The 21,822-nt window shown below is 67.5% G+C and carries 16 protein-coding genes and 1 pseudogene; 12 read left to right on the forward strand and 5 right to left on the reverse strand.

The genetic code is table 11. The features are described 5' to 3' along the window. Positions 1-211: 211 nt before the first annotated feature. Complete coding sequence (locus tag AC1G9C_RS22825; protein WP_480408870.1) at positions 212-1,588, reverse strand: L-serine ammonia-lyase; 1,377 nt, start codon at positions 1,586-1,588, stop codon at positions 212-214. A gap of 282 nt (positions 1,589-1,870) precedes the next feature. On the opposite strand from AC1G9C_RS22825, the gene AC1G9C_RS22830 reads away from it, so the two are divergent. The 9 genes from AC1G9C_RS22830 to betA all read left to right on the forward strand — a co-directional run bounded on the left by AC1G9C_RS22830 (position 1,871) and on the right by betA (position 12,580). Then, the gene (locus tag AC1G9C_RS22830; RefSeq protein WP_480408871.1) at positions 1,871-2,809 is read left to right on the forward strand and encodes an ABC transporter substrate-binding protein; all 939 of its coding nucleotides are present in this window, start codon (positions 1,871-1,873) and stop codon (positions 2,807-2,809) included. A gap of 839 nt (positions 2,810-3,648) precedes the next feature. Continuing rightward, entirely contained in the window at positions 3,649-4,854 is a 1,206-nt protein-coding gene (locus AC1G9C_RS22835; RefSeq protein WP_480408872.1) for a quaternary amine ABC transporter ATP-binding protein, read from the forward strand. Further along, positions 4,847-5,725, forward strand: coding sequence for an ABC transporter permease (locus tag AC1G9C_RS22840; RefSeq protein WP_021443420.1), 879 nt, complete (start codon positions 4,847-4,849; stop codon positions 5,723-5,725). Before AC1G9C_RS22835 ends, AC1G9C_RS22840 begins: the two co-directional genes overlap by 8 nt. A gap of 29 nt (positions 5,726-5,754) precedes the next feature. Then, positions 5,755-6,699 carry a choline ABC transporter substrate-binding protein gene (locus AC1G9C_RS22845; RefSeq protein WP_021443419.1) on the forward strand — a complete coding sequence of 315 codons (945 nt, stop codon included), beginning with the start codon at positions 5,755-5,757 and terminating at the stop codon, positions 6,697-6,699. A 207-nt stretch (positions 6,700-6,906) separates the two neighbouring features. Further along, a complete protein-coding gene (locus AC1G9C_RS22850) occupies positions 6,907-7,758 on the forward strand; it encodes a glycine betaine ABC transporter substrate-binding protein (RefSeq protein WP_021443418.1) in 852 nt (283 codons plus the stop codon). A 147-nt stretch (positions 7,759-7,905) separates the two neighbouring features. Continuing rightward, positions 7,906-8,256, forward strand: coding sequence for a hypothetical protein (locus AC1G9C_RS22855; RefSeq protein WP_480408873.1), 351 nt, complete (start codon positions 7,906-7,908; stop codon positions 8,254-8,256). 106 nt (positions 8,257-8,362) lie between these two features. Further along, on the forward strand, positions 8,363-8,953 hold the full coding sequence (gene betI / locus AC1G9C_RS22860; protein ID WP_122109387.1) for a transcriptional regulator BetI: 591 nt from the start codon (positions 8,363-8,365) through the stop codon (positions 8,951-8,953). 257 nt (positions 8,954-9,210) lie between these two features. Further along, positions 9,211-10,683, forward strand: coding sequence for a betaine-aldehyde dehydrogenase (gene betB / locus AC1G9C_RS22865; protein WP_021444416.1), 1,473 nt, complete (start codon positions 9,211-9,213; stop codon positions 10,681-10,683). A gap of 199 nt (positions 10,684-10,882) precedes the next feature. Further along, entirely contained in the window at positions 10,883-12,580 is a 1,698-nt protein-coding gene (gene betA / locus AC1G9C_RS22870) for a choline dehydrogenase (protein ID WP_480408874.1), read from the forward strand. 17 nt (positions 12,581-12,597) lie between these two features. Here betA and torT read toward each other — a convergent pair whose 3' ends face one another. After that, positions 12,598-13,617: a TMAO reductase system periplasmic protein TorT gene (gene torT, locus AC1G9C_RS22875; RefSeq protein ID WP_480408875.1), complete on the reverse strand. Its 1,020-nt coding sequence runs from the start codon at positions 13,615-13,617 to the stop codon at positions 12,598-12,600. Between the two features lie 112 nt (positions 13,618-13,729). Between torT and mdtD the strand changes: the two genes are divergently transcribed. Genes mdtD through AC1G9C_RS22890 form a run of 3 tightly spaced genes read left to right on the forward strand, consistent with a single transcriptional unit; the run spans position 13,730 to position 17,842 of the window. Then, entirely contained in the window at positions 13,730-15,151 is a 1,422-nt protein-coding gene (gene mdtD, locus AC1G9C_RS22880) for a multidrug transporter subunit MdtD (protein WP_480408876.1), read from the forward strand. Between the two features lie 50 nt (positions 15,152-15,201). After that, positions 15,202-16,578 (forward strand): ATP-dependent RNA helicase DbpA, encoded by a 1,377-nt coding sequence (gene dbpA / locus AC1G9C_RS22885; RefSeq protein WP_480408877.1) that lies wholly within the window; start codon positions 15,202-15,204, stop codon positions 16,576-16,578. A 25-nt stretch (positions 16,579-16,603) separates the two neighbouring features. After that, positions 16,604-17,842, forward strand: a complete 1,239-nt coding sequence (locus AC1G9C_RS22890; RefSeq protein WP_480408878.1) for a diguanylate cyclase domain-containing protein — start codon at positions 16,604-16,606, stop codon at positions 17,840-17,842. On the opposite strand, the pseudogene AC1G9C_RS22895 reads toward AC1G9C_RS22890, so the two are convergent. The 3 genes and pseudogenes from AC1G9C_RS22895 to AC1G9C_RS22905 all read right to left on the reverse strand — a co-directional run. Then, a pseudogene (locus tag AC1G9C_RS22895) lies at positions 17,831-18,289 on the reverse strand (methyl-accepting chemotaxis protein); the annotation flags it as partial. The gene AC1G9C_RS22890 and the pseudogene AC1G9C_RS22895 overlap by 12 nt on opposite strands. A 613-nt stretch (positions 18,290-18,902) precedes the next feature. Continuing rightward, complete coding sequence (locus tag AC1G9C_RS22900; protein WP_480408879.1) at positions 18,903-20,165, reverse strand: OprD family porin; 1,263 nt, start codon at positions 20,163-20,165, stop codon at positions 18,903-18,905. 618 nt (positions 20,166-20,783) lie between these two features. Then, positions 20,784-21,740 carry a LysR family transcriptional regulator gene (locus AC1G9C_RS22905; protein ID WP_480408880.1) on the reverse strand — a complete coding sequence of 319 codons (957 nt, stop codon included), beginning with the start codon at positions 21,738-21,740 and terminating at the stop codon, positions 20,784-20,786. Positions 21,741-21,822: the final 82 nt, after the last annotated feature.

Raw genomic sequence — 21,822 nt, forward strand, 5'->3', positions numbered from 1 at the left:
CTGAACAGGCTCGCAGGCCCCTTGGCACGGGGCCTTGAGCATTTCGGTAGCACTCTGCGTGGCGAGCGCTACGCCAGGCCCTGGCCGGTGTAACGGCCAGGCGGTAACAGCAGAGACCAGTAAGTCACTTTTCAGCCATTTCCGCAATTACCGTTCGCACCAAAAGCCGGCACCGCGACTCGCCAACCCCTGGCCGGCGCACCAGCACGGTTCAGCATTCGATGGCGCTGACCGCCAGGCCGCCACGCGAGGTTTCCTTGTACTTGTCGTGCATGTCGGCGCCGGTGTCACGCATGGTGCGAATCACCCGGTCCAGCGAGATGTGGTGCTCGCCGTCGCCGCGCAGAGCCATCTGCGCCGCGTTGATCGCCTTCACCGCGGCGATCGCGTTGCGCTCGATGCACGGCACCTGCACCAGCCCGCCGACCGGGTCGCAGGTCAGCCCCAGGTTGTGCTCCAGGCCGATCTCGGCGGCGTTCTCCAGCTGCTCGGGGCTGGCGCCGAGCACTTCGGCCAAACCCGCCGCGGCCATGGCGCAGGCCGAGCCCACCTCGCCCTGGCAGCCGACTTCGGCGCCGGAGATCGAGGCGTTCTTCTTGCACAGGATGCCCACCGCGGCGGCGGCCAGCAGGAAGTCGACCACGCCGGCGTCGCTGGCATCCGGATTGAAGCGCATGTAGTAATGCAGCACCGCCGGGATGATCCCCGCCGCGCCGTTGGTCGGCGCGGTGACCATGCGCCCGCCGGCGGCGTTCTCCTCGTTGACCGCCAGGGCGTAGAGGTTGACCCATTCCATGGCGCTCATGGTGCTGCCGATCACGTTGGGCTTGCCCAGCTCCTGCAGGCTGCGGTGCAGCTTGGCCGCGCGTCGGCGCACATTCAGCCCACCGGGGAGGATGCCCTCCTCGCGCAGGCCGTTGGCCACGCAGTCCTGCATGGCCTGCCACAGCCCGAGCAGGCCGGCGCGGATCTCGGCCTCGCTGCGCCAGGCCTTTTCGTTGGCTAGCATCAGTTGCGACACGCGCAGGCCATGCTGGCGGCACAGGCGCAGCAGCTCGGCGCCGCTGGAGAAATCGTAGGGCAGCGCGGTGTGGTCCTGGTCCAGCGCGCCGGTGGCGGCCTGCGCGGCATCGACGACGAAACCGCCGCCCACCGAGTAGTAGGTGTCGGCATGCAGCTCGCCGCCCTCGCCCTCGGCCACCAGGGTCATGGCGTTGGGGTGGTAGGGCAGGTTCTCCTCCAGCAGGCGCATGTCGCGCCCCCAGTCGAAGGCGATCGGCAGGCGGCCGTCGAGCAGCAGCTCGCCGCGCTCGAGCAGCGTGGCGATGCGCGGGGCAATTTGCGCCGGGTCGATGCGATCCGGCCACTCGCCCATCAGGCCCATGATCACCGCACGGTCGCTGCCGTGGCCGACGCCGGTGGCCGACAGCGAGCCGTACAGGCGCACTTCGATGCGTCGCACCCGCGCCAGCAGCTGGCGCTCGCGCAGCGCCTCGACGAACAGCGCGGCGGCGCGCATCGGCCCCACGGTGTGCGAGCTGGACGGCCCGATGCCGATCTTGAACAGGTCGAATACGCTGATGGCCACGGCGGCAACCTCGTTGGATTGAGTCGGCGCCCATGATCGGGGTTTCGGCGCCCCGACCACGCCTGACACCGACTCGGGCTTGTCCAAACGCGTCGTCGTCGCCGACCGCATGGATGCAGGAGGGAGAGCGAAGCAGGGCGCCCGATGCCGACGCACGCGCGAGGCAGGTCTGTTTTCGGCATGTCGAGGTCGCATTGCGCCCTCCTCGGCGGCGCGGCTTGCGCTGTACTGGCGTGCACGCCCGCCAGGCCAAGCCGCTCCCCAACCAGGCAAGGACGATCCATGAACAGACTCGCACACTGGCTGCTCGCGCTCACCCTGCTCGGCTCCAGCAGCCTGCACGCCACCGAGGCCGCTCGCTGCGAGCTGGTGCGCCTGCCCGACGTCGGCTGGACCGACATCACCATGACCACCGCGGTGGCCCGCCTGGTGCTCGGCGAACTCGGCTACCGCACCCAGATCAAGCGCCTGTCGCTGCCGGAGACCTACCGCGCCCTCGCCGAAGGCCGGATGGACGTGTTCCTCGGCAACTGGATGCCGGCACAAGCCGAACTGATCCAGGTACACCTGGACAGCGGCCGGATCGAGCTGCTGCACACCAACCTGCCGGCCGTGCGCTACACCCTGGCGGTGCTGGCCCCCGGTTACGAGGCCGGCTTGCAGGATTTCGCCGATATCCACAAGTTCAAGGAGCAGCTCGGCGGGCAGATCTTCGGCATCGAGCCCGGCAACGAGGGCAACGAGATGGTCAAGGCGATGATCCGCGACGACCGCTTCGGCCTGCGCGGCTTCAGCCTGGTGGAGTCCAGCGAGAGCGGCATGCTCAATCACGTCGAACGCGCCCAGCGCCTGGGCAAATGGGCGGTGTTCCTCGGCTGGGAACCGCACCCGATGAACGAGCGCCTGCGCATGCACTACCTGGCCGGCGGCGACGAGTATTTCGGCCCCGACTTCGGTGCGGCGCAGGTCAATACCGTGGCGCGCGGCGGCTTCAGCGCCGAATGCCCGAACCTGACACGACTGCTGCGCAACATGACCTTCACCATCGCCGCGGAGAACCAGCTGATGAGCGCGGTGCTGGAAGGCAACACCAACCGCCGCCGGGTAGCCAAGGCCTGGATCGAGAACAACCCGCAGACCATCGCCGCCTGGCTCGCGGGCGTGACCCACCAGCGCGGCACGCCCAGCGGCGGCCTCTTCGGCCTGTCGCCGGGGCACTGAAGCGTCCGGAGCGCCGAGCGCGGCGCAGCAGCCGTTGGCCGCTCGTGCGGCAAGGCCGCTTGGCCCAGGCAACGCTCCGATCGCCTCGCCCATTGCCCTCGCGGCGTTTTTTTTTCGATGGCGCCGCAGCCCCCGCGATACGCCGCCTGACGCCTTCTCGCCGGGCCGCGAATCAGGCCCGGCGCGGCCTGCAGCCTTGGCCAAGGGCTAAAAAAGTCTGTTAAGGTTTTTCAAGGCTGCAGCTTGCAGTCAACGGCCACAGGCGCAGCGAACCGGCGGCGAATGCACGACAACAGGCGGCGGACGACGGCATGTCGTGGCGCAACACGTCAGAGTCGCAAATCGACAATTGCCGGGCCTCCAAGGCTATATCGTTGAGTCAGCCGATAACGTCGCTGCCGCCACTGCCCAGCAGGGCGGCAGACCAGAGCCCACACCTCTGGACCGAAGAACAGACAGCGCCGGCGCCCTCCCGACGGGCGCCGGACCAACAAGAAATTTCGGATGCACGCATGCGCCAGGACGGCGTATGAACCCCCAAGGGACTGGGTTTCGAAACACTGCCAGAGGGTTTGGAAAGCGGTTTGCAACACGGCAAGGCATGGGACACTCATCTGCACGATCGGGCAACGCACAGGGCGCACCGCGTCCATCCTGCGTGCGCTGCGGCGTGCCCGAGCGCCCCTGCCGCATCCCGGCGCAACTCGCTCGCCAACCCCCCGACATTCAGCACACACCCACACAGGCATCGGAAGTCTGACGCACCTGACGAACGCCCCGACGGCGCGCGCCAGCTTGTGCCAGTCTGAACAGGATGCCGATTGAAGGGGAAACGTCCCATGCAGTCTGGAAAGATCGTGGTCGAGCACCTGTACAAGGTCTTCGGCCCCAACCCACAAGAAGCCATCGAGCTGCTCAAGGAAGGTTGGAGCAAGGAGAAGATCCTCGCCGAGAAAGGCGCGGTGATCGGCGTCAGCGATGTCTCGTTCAGCGTCGAGGAGGGCGAGATCTTCGTCCTCATGGGCCTGTCCGGCTCCGGCAAGTCCACCCTGATCCGCCTGATCAACCGCCTGGTCGAACCCAGCGGCGGCGACGTCTACATCGACGGACAGAACGTCGCCAAGCTGCCGCAGTCGCAGCTGATCGACCTGCGTCGGCGCGACATGAGCATGGTCTTCCAGTCCTTCGCCCTGATGCCCTCGCGCAGCGTGCTGGACAACGCCGCGTTCGGCCTGGAAGTGGCCGGCGTTAGCCGCAAGGAACGCGAGCAGCGCGCCATGAACGTGCTCAAGCAGGTCGGCCTCGACACCTTCGCCCACAAGTACCCGCACGAGCTGTCCGGCGGCATGCAGCAGCGCGTCGGCCTGGCCCGCGCGCTGGCGGTGAACCCCTCGATGATTATCATGGACGAGGCCTTCTCCGCCCTCGACCCGCTCAAGCGCCGCGAGATGCAGGACGTGCTGCTGGAGCTGCAGAAGACCCACCGACGCACCATCATCTTCGTCTCCCACGACATCGAGGAAGCCATGCGCATCGGTAGCCGCATCGGCATCATGGAGGGCGGCAAGCTGATCCAGGTCGGCACCCCGCAGGAGCTGATCGACAAGCCGGCCAACGATTACGTGCGCAACTTCTTCGACACCGTCGACACCAGCCGCTACCTCACCGCCGGCCAGCTCAAGGCCGACAGCGTGCCGACCTACGTCTACAACGGCAAGGCGCCGGATGCGGCGAAGATCTGCAAGGAACTGCAGGCGCTGGACAAGCACTACGCCTTTATCGTCGACGAGCAACGCAATTTCTGCGGTTCCATCAGCCTGGAGAAGATCGCCCTGATGGTCGACGGCGACACGCCGCGGCCGCTGGAGACCACGGCCCTCAAGCAGGTGGTGCCGGTGCCGGAAAACATGCCGCTGGACAAGGTCATCGACCGCCTGGTGGACAACGAAGGGCCGATCCCGGTGGTCGACGCCGAGGGCCATTACTGCGGCGCCATCAGCAAGGGCCGGCTGTTGACCCGCCTGCAGGGGGAATCCCATGAGTGAGAAGAAACTCGACCTGGGCAGCTGGGTCAACGACGTCGTCCAGCACCTGCTGGACAACTACAGCGGCGCCTTCGACAGCGTCGGCAGCCTGGTCAGCGGCTTCTCCGAAGGCATCGAGCAGCTGCTGATGCTGCCGCCGGCCTGGCTGCTCATCGCCATCTTCGTCGGCCTCGGCCTGTGGCGCATCGGCGCGCGCTTCGCCGCCTTCACCGCGGTGTCGTTCATCCTCATCGTCATGACCGGCTTCTGGGAACAGACCGTGGTGACCCTCGGCCTGACCTTCTCCGCCACCCTGATCAGCCTGCTGCTGGGCATCCCGCTGGGCATCTGGGCGGCCAGGAGCGAGCGGGTGGCGCTGGTGATCCGGCCGATCCTCGACTTCATGCAGACCATGCCGGCGTTCGTCTACCTGATCCCGGCGGCCATGCTGTTCGGCCTCGGCCGCGTGCCGGGGATCATCGCCACGGTGATCTTCGCCATGCCGCCGGCGGTGCGCCTGACCAGCCTGGGGATTCGCCAGGTCAACAAGGAAATCATCGAGGCCGGCCAGTCGTTCGGCTGCAACGGCCGCCAGCTGCTGTTCAAGGTGCAACTGCCCAACGCCATGCCGTCGATCATGGCCGGGGTCAACCAGACCATCATGATGGCGCTGTCGATGGTGATCATCGCCTCCATGGTCGGCGCCGGTGGCCTGGGCAACGACGTGCTGGCGAGCATCCAGCGTCTCGACATCGGTCTAGGCTTCGAGAGCGGCATGGCCGTGGTGCTGCTGGCGATCATCCTCGACCGCATCACCGAGAGCTTCGGCACCAAGCAGACCGCCCGCGGCGGCATCTTTGCCTGGTTCAGCGGCAAGCTGCAGCGCCAGTAAACGTCTTTTCACCTCACAGGGAACCGCAGATGAACACGATCAAGACCACCGCCGCCCTCGCCCTGCTGACCTGCGCCCTGGCGCAGGGCGCCTGGGCCGCCGAGCCGGAAAGCTGCAAGCAGGTGCGTTTCGCCGAAATCGGCTGGGCCGACATCGCCGCCACCACCGGCGTGGCCATGACCCTGGTCGAAGGCCTGGGCTACCAGCCGCGCAAGATCATGGCCTCGGTGCCGATCGCCTTCACCGGGGTGAAGAACGGCCAGGTCGACGTGTTCCTCGGCTACTGGGCGCCGTCGATGGACGCGGTGATCGAGCCCTTCCGCAAGGACGGCGGAGTCAAGGTGCTGGAAAAACCCAACCTCGAAGGCGCCAAGTACACCCTGGCGGTGCCGACCTACGCCGCCGAGGCGGGGCTGAAAAGCTTCCAGGACATCGCCAAGTTCAAGGACCAGCTCGGCGGCAAGATCTACGGCATCGAGCCGGGTAACGACGGCAACCTGCTGATCGACGGCATGATCAAGGGCGACCAGTTCGGCCTCGGCGGCTTCCGCATGGTCGAGTCCAGCGAGGCCGGCATGCTGGTGCAGGTGTCGCGGGCGATCAAGAAGCAGGAGCCGGTGGTATTCCTCGGCTGGGCACCGCACCCGATGAACACCCAGTTCGACATCACCTACCTGGCCGGCGGCGACGAGGTGTTCGGCCCCGACTACGGCGCGGCCAAGGTCTACACCGTGGTGCCGCCGGACTACGAGGCGCGCTGCGCCAACGTCGGCAAACTGCTGAACAACCTGCAGTTCAGCGTCGAGATCGAAAGCCAGCTGATGGAAAAGGTGCTGGAGAAGGAAAACCCGCAGGACGTCGCCAAGGCCTGGATCAAGGCCAACCCGGCGATCCTCGACCAGTGGCTGAGCGGCGTGACCACCTTCGACGGCCAGGACGGCGCGGCCGCGGTGAAGAAACACGTCGGCCTCTGACGCCACCCCGTATTCGGGCCCGGACGCGCATCCTCCGGGCCTGGAAACCTCCTCATCGATGCACGCGCGGTCGCGGCCAGACCGCGATGGGGAGGGCTTTGCCCGCGAACCGGCGGCCAGCAGCGACGGCCGGCGCGCCAGGCCCGCAATCAGAACGAGCCAGTCAACACCTTTGCAACTGCCACTCAACTGACGGAGCACCAAGATATGCGCGTACTCAAGCAACTCTGCCTCGGCGCCGCCGCCCTGGCGCTCGGCCTGGGCAGCGCCCTCGCCGCCGACAAACCCACCCTGAAGATCGGCTACGTCAACGGCTGGGACGACAGCGTCGCCGCCACCCATGTCGCCGGCGAGATCCTGCAGAGCAAGCTCGGCTACCCGGTGGAACTCAAGCCGGTCGAACCCGCCATCATGTGGCAGGGCGTGGCTCGCGGCGACCTCGACGCCACCCTCTCGGCCTGGCTGCCGGCCACCCACGGCGAGTACTACGCCAAGCTCAAGGACAAGGTGGTGGTGCTCGGCGCCAACTACCAGGGCGCCAAGATCGGCCTGATCGTGCCCGACTACGTCGAGGCCAAGACCATCGCCGACCTGGAGAAGTACGCCAAGGACTTCGACGGCAAGATCACCGGCATCGACGCCGGCGCAGGCGTGATGCGCCGCACCGAAGACGCCATCAAGCAGTACGAACTGACCAGCATCAAGCTGATGCCCAGCTCCGGCCCGGCCATGGCCACCGCCCTGACCCGTGCCGAGAAGGCGGGCAAGCCCATAGTGGTGACCGGCTGGATTCCGCACTGGATGTTCGCCAAGTGGAAACTGCGCTTCCTCGAAGACCCGAAGAAGGTCTACGGCGACGACGAGCACGTCGACACCGTGGTCAACCCGGGCCTGGAGGCCAAGGCCGCCGACGCCACCGCCTTCCTCAAGAAGTTCTCCTGGAGCGGCGAGGAAGTCGGCGCGGTGATGCTGGCCATCCGCGACGGCGCCAAGCCGGAACAGGCCGCCAAGGACTGGATCGCCGCCAACCCCGAGCGCGTCGCGGGCTGGTTGCAGTAAGGCTCAGACTGGCGTGAACACGAAGCGGGCTCAGGCCCGCTTCGTCGTTGCTGGCGATGCGGCCTCGGGGGGCGCCGCGCGCGCCACGACACCGGCCAGGCGTCGGCGTTATCATCGCGCGCCCCAGGACTGCACCCGGTCTTCACGATGAAGCACCAGCGCCCATTACCACCACGGCTGCCGCGCAACACCTTCGAACGCCGGGTACAGGTCATTGCCGGCAGCCCCGAGGGCTGCAAGCTGCTGCTGTTACCTTACCTTCCCGCCTGGCTCGCACCGGCGACCTGGAACCTGTGGGGCAACCTTGGCGGCACGCTCCTCATCATCGGCGTCTGCGTGGCGGCCGTGCTGGTGTCCATTCATTGCAACGAGCGCGTGCTGGCCGCGCTGAGTCACGGCCAGGATGGCCGCAGCGTGACGGCCTTGTTCACCCGCCACCTCTTGCTCGGCACCGCGCTGAGCACGGCCCTCTTCCTGGCAAATATCCTGTTCCAATAACCTGGCCAGCAGGGACAGCGGCGCCATGCCCGGACCCCGCATTGATTGATCGAACGATCAAAATCCGCCTAGACTCCGGCCCTACTTCCCCCCGCTGGAGAGACCCATGCCCAAGGTCGGCATGCAGCCCATCCGTCGTTCGCAACTGATCGCCGCCACCCTGGAGGCCGTCGACCAGGTCGGCATGGCCGATGCCAGCATCGCCTATATCGCCCGCCTGGCCGGGGTATCCAACGGCATCATCAGTCACTACTTCAACGACAAGAACGGCCTGCTCGAAGCGACCATGCGTCACCTGATGCAGGCGCTCAGCGAGGCGGTGGGCGAACGCCGCCGGGCGCTGCGCGAGGACGGTCCGCGCGCTCACCTGAAGGCGATGATCGACGGCAACTTCGACGACAGCCAGGTCAGCGGCCCGGCGATGAAGACCTGGCTGGCGTTCTGGGCCAGCAGCATGCACCAGCCGGCGCTGCGCCGCCTGCAGCGGGTCAACGACCACCGCCTGTATTCCAACCTGTGCGGCCAGTTCCGCCGCGTGCTGCCGGCCGACGAGGCGCGCGCCGCCGCGCGCGGGCTCGCCGCCCTGATCGACGGCCTGTGGCTGCGCGGCGCGCTGTCCGGCAAAGCCTTCGACACCGAGCAGGCGCGCCGTATCGCCTACGACTACCTCGATCTGCAACTGGGCAAGGCCTGCTAAGCGGTCGCGGGGCCGCCCAGGCTGCGCGCACCGTCTGCAAAGCCGGTCGCCGACTCGAATCAGCGCCGCTGCAATGCCGCGAAGCCAGGCGGCTGCAGGGTTTATCGAATCCCCCCGAGATCGCGCGGTGCGCATGGCGCACCCGACTGCCTGCATGTCGCGATTAGCTGCGCACTGTCGTTTTTATTGATTGATCGTTCAATCTAAATAAAATAGGCTGTTTTCTAGCCAATTCATTCGCGCCCAGAGGACAGCCCATGCCCCGCTTCGACCAGCAGCAGCTCTATATCGGTGGCCGTTACGTCGCCGCCAGCAGTGGCCAGACCTTCGACAGCATCAACCCGGCCACCGGCGAGGTGCTCGCCACCCTGCAGCGCGCCAGCCAGGCCGATGTCGAGCGTGCGGTGGCCAGCGCCAAGCAGGGGCAGAAGGTCTGGGCGGCGATGACTGCCATGCAGCGCTCGCGCATCCTGCGCAAGGCGGTGGACATCCTGCGCGCGCGCAACGACGAGCTGGCCGAGCTGGAGACCCTGGACACCGGCAAGCCGCTTTCCGAAACCCGCAACGTCGACATCGTCACCGGCGCCGACGTGCTGGAGTACTACGCCGGGCTGATCCCGGCCATCGAGGGCGAACAGATCCCGCTGCGCGAATCCTCCTTCGTCTACACCCGCCGCGAGCCGCTGGGCGTGGTCGCCGGCATCGGCGCCTGGAACTACCCGATCCAGATCGCCCTGTGGAAATCCGCGCCGGCCCTGGCCGCCGGCAACGCTATGATCTTCAAGCCCAGCGAAGTCACCTCGCTGACCGCGCTGAAGCTGGCCGAGATCTACACCGAGGCCGGCCTGCCCGACGGCGTGTTCAACGTGCTCACCGGCAGCGGCCGCGAGCTCGGCCAGTGGCTGACCGAGCACCCCGGCATCGAGAAGATTTCCTTCACCGGCGGCACCAGCACCGGCAAGAAGGTGATGGCCAGCGCCTCCAGCTCCACCCTCAAGGAAGTGACCATGGAGCTGGGCGGCAAGTCGCCGCTGATCGTGTTCGAGGACGCCGATCTGGACCGCGCCGCCGACATCGCGGTGATGGCCAACTTCTACAGCTCCGGCCAGGTCTGCACCAACGGCACCCGGGTGTTCGTGCCTCGCATGCTGCAGGCGCGCTTCGAGGCCAAGGTGCTCGAGCGGGTCAAGCGCATCCGCCTGGGCAGCCCGCTGGATGAGGCCACCAACTTCGGCCCGCTGGTCAGCGCGGCGCATATGGACAGCGTGCTCGGCTACATCGAGAAGGGCCGCGCCGAGGGCGCGCGCCTGCTGATCGGCGGCGCGCGCGTCACCGACGGCGACTACGCCAAGGGCGCTTACGTGGCGCCGACCGTGTTCACCGACTGCACGGATGCCATGACCATAGTGCGCGAGGAAATCTTCGGCCCGGTGATGAGCATCCTCATCTACGACAGCGAAGAGGAAGCGATCCGCCGCGCCAACGACACCGACTACGGCCTGGCCGCCGGCGTGGTGACCCGCGACCTCAATCGCGCGCACCGGGTCATCCACCAGCTGGAAGCCGGCATCTGCTGGATCAACACCTGGGGCGAGTCGCCGGCGGAGATGCCGGTGGGCGGCTACAAGCAGTCCGGCGTCGGCCGCGAGAACGGCCTGACCACCCTCGGCCACTACACCCGGATCAAGTCGGTGCAGGTGGAACTGGGCGGCTACGCCTCGGTGTTTTGAATAGCCGCCCCTAGGGTGGGTTAGCGGCGCGCACCTCGAAGCCTGAGGCCCAGAGGCCGCAAACGCCGCGTAACCCACCAGTTCGCCAATCCGATCCACCCGGTGGGTTACGGCGCACCGAAATCGGATGCAGACCAAGCCCGGTCTTGCGCCTAACCCACCCTAGGGGCTACGCAGACCCGTCATACAGGTGACGCCCATGTCGCAAGAATTCGACTACATCATCATCGGCGCCGGCTCGGCCGGTAACGTGCTGGCCACCCGCCTGAGCGAGGACGCAGACGTCAGCGTGCTGCTGCTGGAAGCCGGCGGCCCCGACTACCGCCTCGACTTTCGCACCCAGATGCCCGCCGCCCTGGCCTTCCCGCTGCAGGGCCGGCGCTACAACTGGGCCTACGAGACCGAGCCGGAGCCCTTCATGAACAACCGGCGCATGGAGTGCGGGCGCGGCAAGGGCCTGGGCGGCTCCTCGCTGATCAACGGCATGTGCTACATCCGCGGCAACGCCCTGGACTTCGACAACTGGGCCAAGCTGCCGGGCCTGCAAGACTGGACCTACCTGGACTGCCTGCCCTATTTCCGCAAGGCGGAAACCCGCGACATCGGCGCCAACGACTACCACGGCGGCGACGGCCCGGTGTCGGTGACCACGCCGAAGGCCGGCAACAACCCGCTGTTCCACGCCATGGTCGAGGCCGGCGTGCAGGCCGGCTACCCGCGCACCGACGACCTCAACGGCTACCAGCAGGAAGGCTTCGGCCCCATGGACCGCACCGTCACCGCGCAGGGCCGCCGTTCCAGCACCGCCCGCGGCTACCTCGACCAGGCCCGCGGCCGGCCCAACCTGCGCATCGTCACCCACGCCCTGACCGACCGCATCCTGTTCGACGGCAAGCGCGCCAGCGGCGTCGCCTACCTGCACGGCGACGGCGACACCCCGGTGATCGTCCGCGCCCGCCGCGAAGTGCTGCTGAGCTCCGGCGCCATCGCCTCGCCGCAGATCCTGCAGCGCTCCGGGGTCGGCCCCGCCGCCCTGCTGCGCGAACTGGACATTCCCCTGGTGCACGAGCTGCCCGGCGTCGGCCAGAACCTGCAGGATCACCTGGAGATGTACCTGCAATACGCCTGCAAGGAGCCGGTGTCGATCTACCCGGCGCTGAAGTGGTGGAACCAGCCGGCCATCGGCGCCCACTGGCTGCTGCGCGGCAAGGGCCTGGGCGCCAGCAACCAGTTCGAGGCCGGCGGTTTCATCCGCACCCGTCCGGAATTCGCCTGGCCCAACATCCAGTTCCACTTCCTGCCGGTGGCGATCAACTACAACGGCAGCAACGCGGTGAAGGAGCACGGCTTCCAGGCCCACGTCGGCTCCATGCGCTCGCCCAGCCGCGGCCGCGTGCAACTCAAATCCAGGGACCCGCGCCAGCACCCGAGCATCCTGTTCAACTACATGAGCCACGAACAGGACTGGCAGGAGTTCCGCGACGCCATCCGCATCACCCGCGAGATCATGGCCCAGCCGGCACTGGACGCCTTCCGCGGGCGCGAGATCAACCCCGGCCCGGACTGCCAGAGCGACGCCGAACTGGACGCCTTCGTCCGCGAACATGCCGAGACCGCCTTCCATCCCTCGTGCTCGTGCAAGATGGGCGAGGACGCCATGGCGGTGGTCGACGGCCAGGGCCGGGTGCACGGCGTGCAGGGCCTGCGGGTGGTGGACGCGTCGATCATGCCGGAGATCATCACCGGCAACCTCAACGCCACCACCATCATGCTCGCCGAGAAGATCGCCGACCGGATTCGCGGCCGCGCGCCGCTGCCGCGCAGCACCGCCAGGTACTTCGTCGCCGGCGACACGCCGGTACGCGGCCAGCCGCAGCGGCCGGTGTCGGCGGCCTGACGGCGCGCCAGCGGCTGCTACTGCGGCAGCTCCTGGCGAATCATCCAGTGGCCCTCGGGCGGCATCAGCCGGCCGATGTCGAAACGCGCCAGGCTCGCGCGGTCGAGCATTTCGATGCGCGGGCCGACCCGCGCCGGCAGCGCCTCGCCCTGCAGGCCGCGCACCGCCAGGTCGAGGGCGATGCGCGCCTGGATCACCGGCGAATCGGTCGGCGCCGCCAGCATCTGCCCCTCGCCGATCTGCTCCAGCACCCGCTCGGTGGCGTAGAAGGCCAACACCTCGGCGCGCACGCCGAGGTTGTGCACCAGCTGCGCGGCGAACGCCGCCGCCTCGGCGTTGCCGATCAGGTAGTCGAGGTCGGGGTTGGCCTTGAGCAGCGCCCGCACCAGCTGCGCCTGGCTGCTGCGGTCCACCGGGCCGTAACCGCCGTGCACTAGGGTCGCCGCGCTGCCGACCAGGGCGGCCTGCAGGCCGCGTTCGGCATCCTGCACCCAGCCGGCGTCGGCCGGGCCCGGTAGCCAGCCGATGCGCAGCGGCCGGCCGCCGCCGTGCTGCACCGCGTAGGCCAGGGTGGCCGCGGCCATGTCGGCGAAATCCACCCGCGAGCGCGCGCTGAGGTCGGTGCAGTCGAGGCGATTGACCAGGTCGATCACCGGCCGCCCGGCGGCGCGCTGCTCGGCCACCGCTGGGCACAGGTCGAGGGTATTGATGCTGGCCAGCAGGAAGGCCTCGGCGCCCAGCGCCACGCAATGCTCGAACTGCTCCAGCTGCACCGGCCCGTACTCGTAGCCGCCGGCCTCGTAGATGCCCAGCTGCACGCCGAGACGCCGCGCCTCCTGGTCCAGGCCCCAGGCCACGCCCCACCAGTAGCGATCCTTGCCGTGCGGCAACAGGGCGCAGATGCGCCACGGCCGCTCGGCTTTCGCCAGCGCCCGGTACTCGCGCGCCTGACCGTCGACCTGTACCGGATAGGGAAACCAGGGCGCCGCCAGCAGGGCGGGAGCGACCAAAGCGAGCCATAACGAAACCCAGCGCATGCCGCCGTCCTTACCCCGAGTCGGGAAGCCTTGTTTAGCGACAAGCCTAGCAGCGCCCTGGCCGAATGCGCCGCCAGGCTCTACAGTGCCGGCTGCCACCTGCGAGGAGCCCATGACCGACCCCGCCCCGCTCGACCCACGCACCGCCCGCCTGCTGCCCTGGATAGTCGCCATCGCCTTCTTCATGCAGACGCTGGACGGCACCATCCTCAATACCGCGCTGCCGGCCATGGCCGCCGACCTGGCCGAAGACCCGCTGCGCATGCAGTCGGTGGTGATCGCCTACATGCTCACCGTGGCCCTGCTGATCCCCGCCTCGGGCTGGATCGCCGACCGCTTCGGCACGCGGCGCATCTTCTTCGGCGCCATCGCCCTGTTCAGCCTCGGTTCGCTGCTGTGCGCCCTGTCCACCTCCCTGCCCATGCTGGTCGCCGCGCGCATCGTGCAGGGCCTCGGCGGCGCGCTGATGATGCCGGTCGGGCGCCTGGTGGTGCTGCGCGCCTACCCGCGCTCGGAACTGGTGCGGATCATGAGCTTCGTCACCCTGCCCGGCCTGCTCGGCCCGCTGCTCGGCCCGAGCCTGGGCGGCTGGCTGGTGGAGGTGGCCAGCTGGCACTGGATCTTCCTGATCAACCTGCCGGTCGGCCTGCTCGGCTGCTGGGCGGCGCTGCGGCATATGCCGGACCTGCGCGGGCCGAGCCGCAGCCGCTTCGACACCCCGGGCTTTGTGCTGTTCGGCGCCGCCATGCTGCTGATCACCGTGGCCCTGGAAGGCCTGGGCGAGCTGCACCTGCCGACCATGCGGGTGATGCTCCTGCTGCTCGGCGGCCTGGCCTGCCTGGCCGCCTACTGGCTGCGCGCCGGGCGCATCGAGCAGCCGCTGTTCGCCCCCAGCCTGTTCCGTACCCGCGGCTTCGCCGTGGGCATCATCGGCAACCTGTTCGCCCGCCTCGGCAGCGGCGCCCTGCCCTTTCTCACCCCGCTGCTGCTGCAACTGGCGATGGGCTACTCGCCGGCGCAGGCCGGCATGAGCCTGATCCCCCTGGCGCTGGCGGCGATGGCGGTCAAGCCCCTGGCCAAGCCGCTGATCGAGCGCCTCGGCTACCGCCGCATCCTCACCGGCAACACCCTGCTGCTCGGCGTGCTAATCGCCAGCCTGGCCCTGGTCGATGCGGACACCGCGCTGCTGCAGCTGATCGTCCAGCTGGGCCTGATCGGCGCGGTCAACTCGCTGCAGTTCACCGCGATGAACACCGTCACCCTGATCGACCTGGACAACCGCGACGCCAGCAGCGGCAACAGCCTGCTGTCGGTGGTGGTGCAGCTGGCCATGGGCCTGGGGGTGGCGGCGGCAGCGGCGCTGCTGGGCGGCTTCAGCCGCGAATTCGGCGGCGAGGGCCAGTTGCTGCAGGCGTTCCAGGCCACCTACCTGTGCGTCGGCCTGCTGTCGATGCTGGGCGCGGCGATCTTCCTCCAGCTCGACCCGGCCGACGGCCGCCGCGCGCGGCGCCTCGAGGTGTCAGCGGAAGACTAGGCCGGCCTGCTACACTGCCGGCCTGTTTCGCCAGCCCCGAGCCCCTTGCCGTGACCGCCACCGATTTCGCCAGCCTGCCCCTGTCCGCCGCCATGCAGGCCAACCTCGCCGCCATCGGCTACGCGCAGATGACGCCGATCCAGGCCGCCAGCCTGCCAAGCATCCTCAAGGGCCGCGACCTGATCGCCCAGGCCAAGACCGGCAGCGGCAAGACCGCGGCCTTCGCCCTCGGCCTGCTGCACCCGCTCAACCCGCGCTACTTCGGCTGCCAGGCGCTGGTGCTGTGCCCCACGCGCGAGCTGGCCGACCAGGTGGCCAAGGAAATCCGCCGCCTGGCCCGCGCCGCCGACAACGTCAAGGTGCTGACCCTCTGTGGCGGCGTGCCCTTCGGCCCGCAGATCGGCTCGCTGGAGCACGGCGCCCACGTCATAGTCGGCACCCCGGGGCGGGTGCAGGAGCACCTGCGCAAGGGCACGCTGAAGGTCGACGGCCTCAATACCCTGGTGCTCGACGAGGCCGACCGCATGCTCGACATGGGCTTTATCGACAGCATCGCCGAGATCATCGAGCAGACCCCGGCGCGGCGGCAGACCCTGCTGTTCTCCGCCACCTACCCGGCCGGCATCGAGCAGCTCGCCGCGCGCTTTCTGCGCAGCCCGGAGCGGGTCGAAGTCGAGGCCCAGCACGACGACGGGCAGATCGAGCAGCGTTTCTACGAGATCGCCCCGGGCCAGCGCCTGGAAGCGGTGAGCACCCTGCTGCGGCATTTTCGCAAGCAGCCGGCGGTGGCCTTCTGCGCCACCCGCCAGCAGTGCGACGAGCTGGCCGCGCAGCTGGAGGCGGAAAAGATCTCCGCCGCCGCCCTGCACGGTGATCTGGAGCAACGCGAGCGCGACCAGATCCTGGCACTGTTCGCCAATCGCAGCCTCAGCGTGCTGGTGGCCACCGACGTGGCCGCCCGCGGCCTGGACATCGCCGGCCTGGAGCTGGTGATCAACGTCGAGCTGAGCCGCGATGCCGAGGTCCATATCCACCGCATCGGCCGCAGCGGCCGGGCCGGCGAGAAGGGCCTGGCGCTGAGCCTGGTGGCCCCGGCCGAAGCCGGCCGCGCCCAGGCCATCGAGGCGCTGCAGGGCAAGGCGCTGGCCTGGTACCCGCTGCCCGCGGCCAAGGCCGGCGGCGAGCCGCTGCTGCCGCCGATGCACACGCTGTGCATCGGCGCCGGGCGCAAGGACAAACTGCGCCCCGGCGACATCCTCGGCGCACTGACCGGCGATGCCGGGCTGCCCGGCAGCCAGGTCGGCAAGATCGCCCTGTTCGACTACCAGGCCTTCGTCGCGGTCGAGCGCGACGTGGCCAGACAGGCCCTCAAACGCCTCACCGAAGGCAAGATCAAGGGGCGCACGTTACGCGTACGCCTGCTCTAGCAGGCCCGCCAGGAGAGGAATAGGGATGCGCAATATCCTGGTCATCGAAGACAGTCCGCTGGTGCTGAAGATTCTCGAGCACCTGTTCCGCCAGGAGCCGACGCTGCAGCCGGTGTTCTGCGCCTCGCTGGCCGAGGCCGAGGTGATGCTGGAGACCTCCGCCGGGCTGTTCTTCGCCGCCATCGTCGACCTGCACCTGCCGGATGCGCCCAACGGCGAGAGCGTCGACCTGGTGATGCGCTACCGCCTGCCGTGCATCGTGCTCAGCGGCAGCTACAACGAGCAGCGCCGCGACGAGCTGCTGATGAAGGGCGTGGTCGACTACGTGCTCAAGGAGAGCCAGCACTCCTACGAGTACGCCTTCCGCCTGCTGCACCGCCTGGAGCACAACGCGAAGATCAAGATCCTCATCGCCGAGGACTCCGAGGCCACCCGCCACTACATCCGCCACGTGCTGACCCCGCACCGCTACCAGATCCTCGAGGCCCGCGACGGCGAGGAGACCCTGCGCCTGCTCGCCGAGCAGCCGGACATCGACCTGCTGGTGCTGGACCACGCCATGCCCGGCATCAGCGGCTTCGAGCTGGTCAAGCTGCTGCGGCAGAAGATGAAACGCCATGAGCTGATCATCATCGGCCTGTCCGCCGACGCCAAGGGCTCGCTCAGCGCGCTGTTCATCAAGCACGGCGCCGACGACTTCCTGCGCAAGCCGTTCTGCCCCGAGGAACTCAACTGCCGGGTGATGTCCACCCTGGAGCGCCGCGACCTGCTGCGCGCGCTGAAGCAGGCGGCGCAGTTCGACGCCCTGACCGGGCTGAACAACCGCCGCGCCTTCTACGAGCAGGGCCTGCAGCTATTGCAGCAGGCGCGCCGCGACGGCCACGAACTGAGCGTGGCGATGCTCGATCTCGATCACTTCAAGCAGATCAACGACGGTTTCGGCCATGCCAGCGGCGACAGCGCCCTGGTGGTGTTCGCCCGCGCCCTGGCCGGCGCCTTCCCCAAGGCCCTGCTCGGTCGCCTCGGCGGCGAGGAGTTCGCCCTGGTCAGCGCGCAGCAGGCCGACGACCTGGCCCAGGCCCTCGACCGCCTGCGCCGCCAGTGCGCCGGCCTGCACTACGCCGCCGGCGCGCCGCCGCTGTCGTTCAGCGCCGGCCTCTATCGCGGCGAACCGGACGATCTGGAAAGCCTGCTGCACGAGGCCGACATCCGCCTGTACCGGGCCAAGCAGCAGGGCCGCGCACGCACGGTGCTATCCCTGTAGCCGGGCAGTACGGCCGAGTGCCCGCAGGTGCTCACGCTCCGCGCTACTGCTCGTCTCGATCAACAGTTGTCGTAGCAGCTCGGCAAGCCGCTGCTTTTCCCCCATGCGCAGCACGGTACGCTGCAGCAATCCCAGGCGTACGGCCGCCAGCTCCTTCATCTGCGCCAGCGCCTGCAGGGCAACGGCGGATTTTTCCAGGCCGGTTCGGGCAGACCCATCGACCTGGGTCAGCCCCACTCGCGCCTCTTCCGAGGCCTGCTGCAAGCTGCGGACGATGTCGCGGATCTGCTCGCTGGCCTCGTTGGCGCGCCGCGCCAGGTGGCGCACTTCGTCGGCGACCACGGCGAAGCCCCGCCCCTGCTCACCCGCCCGCGCGGCCTCAATGGCGGCATTGAGCGCCAACAGGTTGGTCTGCTTGGCGATCTCCTGGATGCTGCCGACAATCGACCCGATACGTTGGGACTGCTCGCTGAGATCGTTGAACATCAGGGTGATGTGGTCCATGTAATCCGCCAGCTCGGTGATCAGGTCCCTGGAGTCCTCGATGCTGCGAATCGACAGCTGGAGGTTTTCCCCTGCCTGGCGGGCCAGAACGTCGGCTTGCTGCATATCGGAGTTGCTCTGGGCGATCGTCTCGCCGAGCTCCAGCAACCGCACCAGCAGCGGTTCGAAAGACACCGGAGGCGCCGGCGGCTCGCCTTTCACCTCCGGCTCTGCCGGCATCACGGCGACGGGCACTTCCACGGGCACGCGGACCTCGACGATCTCGGCGGGCAGCAGGTGATAGCGCCAACCGGCCAAGGCACTCAGCAGCACCGCCACGCCGGTTATCCAGGCCTGACCGAGATGAAACCCAACCACGACGAGCACGGCCGCCAGCACCAGCAGCGCCGCGGCAATATTTTTCTGGGGCATGTATTGGCTACCTCGACAATGCCATGAGCCGCGCAGCCAGGACGCGATGGTCGGGGCGGCAGCCAGGACGAAGCGGAGGGCGGCAGGCCGTGCAACTGATGGTTCTCAACGCACGGCCCGCGCCTTTTTGACGATGGATGGGCAATCAGAACAACGTCAGGGTGTAGTTGAGGATCAGGCGGTTCTCGTTGACATCGGTTCGGTAGTTGGAACGCGCGGTGACGTTGCGCACGCGCAGGCCAAGGCCCTTGAGGGCACCGCTCTGGATCACGTAGCCGATGTCCAGATCCCGCTCCCAGTCCTTGCCTTCGAAGCCGCGGCCGGTATCGACGTTATCGCCCTTGATGTAGCGCAGGGTGGTGGTCAGGCCCGGAATCCCCAGCGCGGCGAAGTCGTAGTCATGCCGGACCTGCCAGGAGCGCTCGTCGGCCGAGGCGAACTCGAAGGTCGGCACCTCGTTACCCAGCGGCGAGACGTTGGCGAACACGCGGGGGAAGCCGTGATCGCCGAACATGCCCTGATAGCCGACATAGAAGGTGTGGCCACCGCGCTTGGCGGAGAACAGCGAGTAGAAGGCGCGGTTGTCCAGCTCGCCGATCAGCTGCTTGCCGTCCTCTTGCGAATCGTAGAAGCCGAGATTGGCCCCCAGCAGCCAGTCGCCCACCGGCTCGAAATGCTTGAGGCCCAGGTAACGCTGCTCGTAGATGTCCTCCAGCTGGGCGTACCAGAGGCCGGCGGTGGTGCGATTGCCGTTGAAGGCATAGTCGGCACCGGCGTAGTTGAAGGCGTCGCTGGAGACCTGACGCTGAGGCTGGAAGCCAATCATGGCCTGCAGCTTGTCGTCGCCCGCCTCGTTGCGCAGGCTGGTGCCGGTGAGGTGGCCGGCCTGCAGGGTCAGCCCGGCGATCTCGCTGGAAGTGAGGCTGGCGCCCTGGTAGCTCGGGGGCAGCAGGCGGATGTCGCTATAGGACAGGACCGGCAGATTGGGCTGCAGCTCGCCTACCTTCAGCTCGGTCTTCGACAGACGCATCTTCGCCGCGACGCCCAGACGGCTGTATTCATCGGCCGCCTCGCCGTCCTCCTGCACCGGCAGCAGGCCGCTGTTGACGCGATCGGGACTGCTGTCGAGCTTGATGCCGAGGGTGCCGATGGCATCCAGTCCGAAGCCCACCGGGCCGGGCGTGTAGCCGGACTTGAAATTGAGGATAAAGCCCTGGGCCCATTCTTCGGCCTTGGACTGCTGATTGGGTCCGACGATGTCGGAGAAATCGCGACTGAAGTAGTAATTGCGCAACTGCAGGGTCGCAGTGGCATCCTCGACAAAACCGCCTTCCTCTGCCTGCAATGGCGCCGCAACGACAGCCCCAGCACTCACGACCGCTACCGCGTACAACTTGTTTTTACTCATGGCGACTACCTTTATTATTGTTCAACCAGATACGGCGACACGCAAAGTTGCCACCCAGATTCATCGCGCCCTCCCGGCGCCAGATAAAACTGTCCCACCCCGCCCAACTCGAGCAAGGCAATGCACACTTCGGAAAAACCGCGCAGAAGAACGTAGCGGCGCGACCAACGACCAGTACGCAACTCGCCAGATTCCACCAATGGCGCCGGCACCGGCGTGCACGAACGCCTTCCAGCAACAAGCAAGGATCCCTCTATCTCGGCACTTACCAGCTACCGCAGTGAACTCCCCACTGTCCAAAAACTATATGACCAGCAAATAAATCACCAATAAAAAGAATACCTGCAGCTATTCCATTCATTGATACCCAACACGCCAGCAATATCGCTTTCGACAAGTTCCAATCGAACGCTTAACTTCCGCGCAGCGATATAACCCAAGACGCCGTTAATACAGAACCCGGATAATCAATGGATAAATAAAACCAAGCCTCGGCGATCAACTCGCCAACTATCGGCAACTTATAAGGCCGGCATCAGCGAGACCCGATTGGCCTGCAGTTGCGCAGTCAGGGGCATCGCTCGGCAAGGCGGCTGGTTGCTACGCAGGCAACCGCCGTTACCCCTTGTCCTGATAGGCGTCACAGGCCAGATGCAGGCACTCCCGGAACAGTTTCGCGGCGGGCCCGAGCTTGCGGCCGTTGGAGTAGAAACAGCCGATGTCGCCGAAACGCAGCGCGACGTTGAGGTCGAACGCGCGCACTCCGCCAGGGCCGGCCACCTGCCGAGTGGTCTCCAGGGGCAGCAGGCCGATGGTCTGCTGGTCCTGCATCAGCGCCACGTTGGTCAGCACCGACAACGACTCGATGACATTGCTCGGCAAGGGCAGATCGGCCTCGGCGAACACCTGGTTGACGGTGCGCCGCAGCAGCGAGCCCGGTGGTGGCAACACCCAGGGATAGGGATGCAGGTCGGCCACATCCAGCGTCGCGCGCTGATGCAGCGGATGGCCTACCCCGCCGACGATGCACAGCTGTTCGTCGTACAGCACATCGACGCCCAGCGCACGCGCTTCGCCGCTACCTCGCCAATCGTCCGGCACGCGCCCGACCACCAGGTCGACCTCGCCGGCGATCAAGGCCGGGAACAGCTGATCGAACTGGCCGATCTGCACCGACACCAGCACCCGCGGCGCTCGCTCCTTGAGCAGGCGCAGCGCGCGCGGCAGCAACGAGGTGGTGGCGGAAATCAGCGTGCCCACGACCACATGCCCGCTGTTGCCTTCCTGATAGGCCTCGACCTCGTCGCTCAATGCCCTCAACTCGGCAAGCATCGAGCGCGCCCGTACCAGCACCAGGTCGCCCAGTTCCGTCACGCAGACACCGCGATTGCCGCGGACCAGCAGCGGCGCGGCGAAGTAGGACTCCATCTCGTGGATGACCTTGGTCACCGCGGGCTGGGTCATGTTCAGCACCTCAGCGGCTCGCAACAGCGATCCGCTTTTCACCACCTGGTCGAAGATCACCAGTTGATAGAACTTCAGCTTGCGCGCGACCGAGACCACACTGGTTTTCATCTTCCACCTCTGCGACTACCGGCCCTGGCGAGGTGCCAGGGCCGTGCTTCGGGCATCGGCGCGTGCCGACCTGAGCAAGATA

The organism is Pseudomonas sp. ABa2 (assembly GCF_056676075.1).

Excerpts from the sequence above, each read along its gene's own strand:
- AC1G9C_RS22840 (WP_021443420.1), top strand. The coding sequence starts at position 4,847 with ATGAGTGAGAAGAAACTCGACCTGGGCAGCTGGGTCAACGACGTCGTC.
- AC1G9C_RS22835 (WP_480408872.1), top strand. The coding sequence starts at position 3,649 with ATGCAGTCTGGAAAGATCGTGGTCGAGCACCTGTACAAGGTCTTCGGC.
- mdtD (WP_480408876.1), top strand. The coding sequence starts at position 13,730 with ATGACCGACCCCGCCCCGCTCGACCCACGCACCGCCCGCCTGCTGCCC.
- betA (WP_480408874.1), top strand. The coding sequence starts at position 10,883 with ATGTCGCAAGAATTCGACTACATCATCATCGGCGCCGGCTCGGCCGGT.
- AC1G9C_RS22830 (WP_480408871.1), top strand. The coding sequence starts at position 1,871 with ATGAACAGACTCGCACACTGGCTGCTCGCGCTCACCCTGCTCGGCTCC.
- betI (WP_122109387.1), top strand. The coding sequence starts at position 8,363 with ATGCCCAAGGTCGGCATGCAGCCCATCCGTCGTTCGCAACTGATCGCC.
- AC1G9C_RS22845 (WP_021443419.1), top strand. The coding sequence starts at position 5,755 with ATGAACACGATCAAGACCACCGCCGCCCTCGCCCTGCTGACCTGCGCC.
- AC1G9C_RS22850 (WP_021443418.1), top strand. The coding sequence starts at position 6,907 with ATGCGCGTACTCAAGCAACTCTGCCTCGGCGCCGCCGCCCTGGCGCTC.
- torT (WP_480408875.1), bottom strand. The coding sequence starts at position 13,617 with ATGCGCTGGGTTTCGTTATGGCTCGCTTTGGTCGCTCCCGCCCTGCTG.
- AC1G9C_RS22855 (WP_480408873.1), top strand. The coding sequence starts at position 7,906 with ATGAAGCACCAGCGCCCATTACCACCACGGCTGCCGCGCAACACCTTC.
- AC1G9C_RS22900 (WP_480408879.1), bottom strand. The coding sequence starts at position 20,165 with ATGAGTAAAAACAAGTTGTACGCGGTAGCGGTCGTGAGTGCTGGGGCT.
- AC1G9C_RS22905 (WP_480408880.1), bottom strand. The coding sequence starts at position 21,740 with ATGAAAACCAGTGTGGTCTCGGTCGCGCGCAAGCTGAAGTTCTATCAA.
- AC1G9C_RS22890 (WP_480408878.1), top strand. The coding sequence starts at position 16,604 with ATGCGCAATATCCTGGTCATCGAAGACAGTCCGCTGGTGCTGAAGATT.
- betB (WP_021444416.1), top strand. The coding sequence starts at position 9,211 with ATGCCCCGCTTCGACCAGCAGCAGCTCTATATCGGTGGCCGTTACGTC.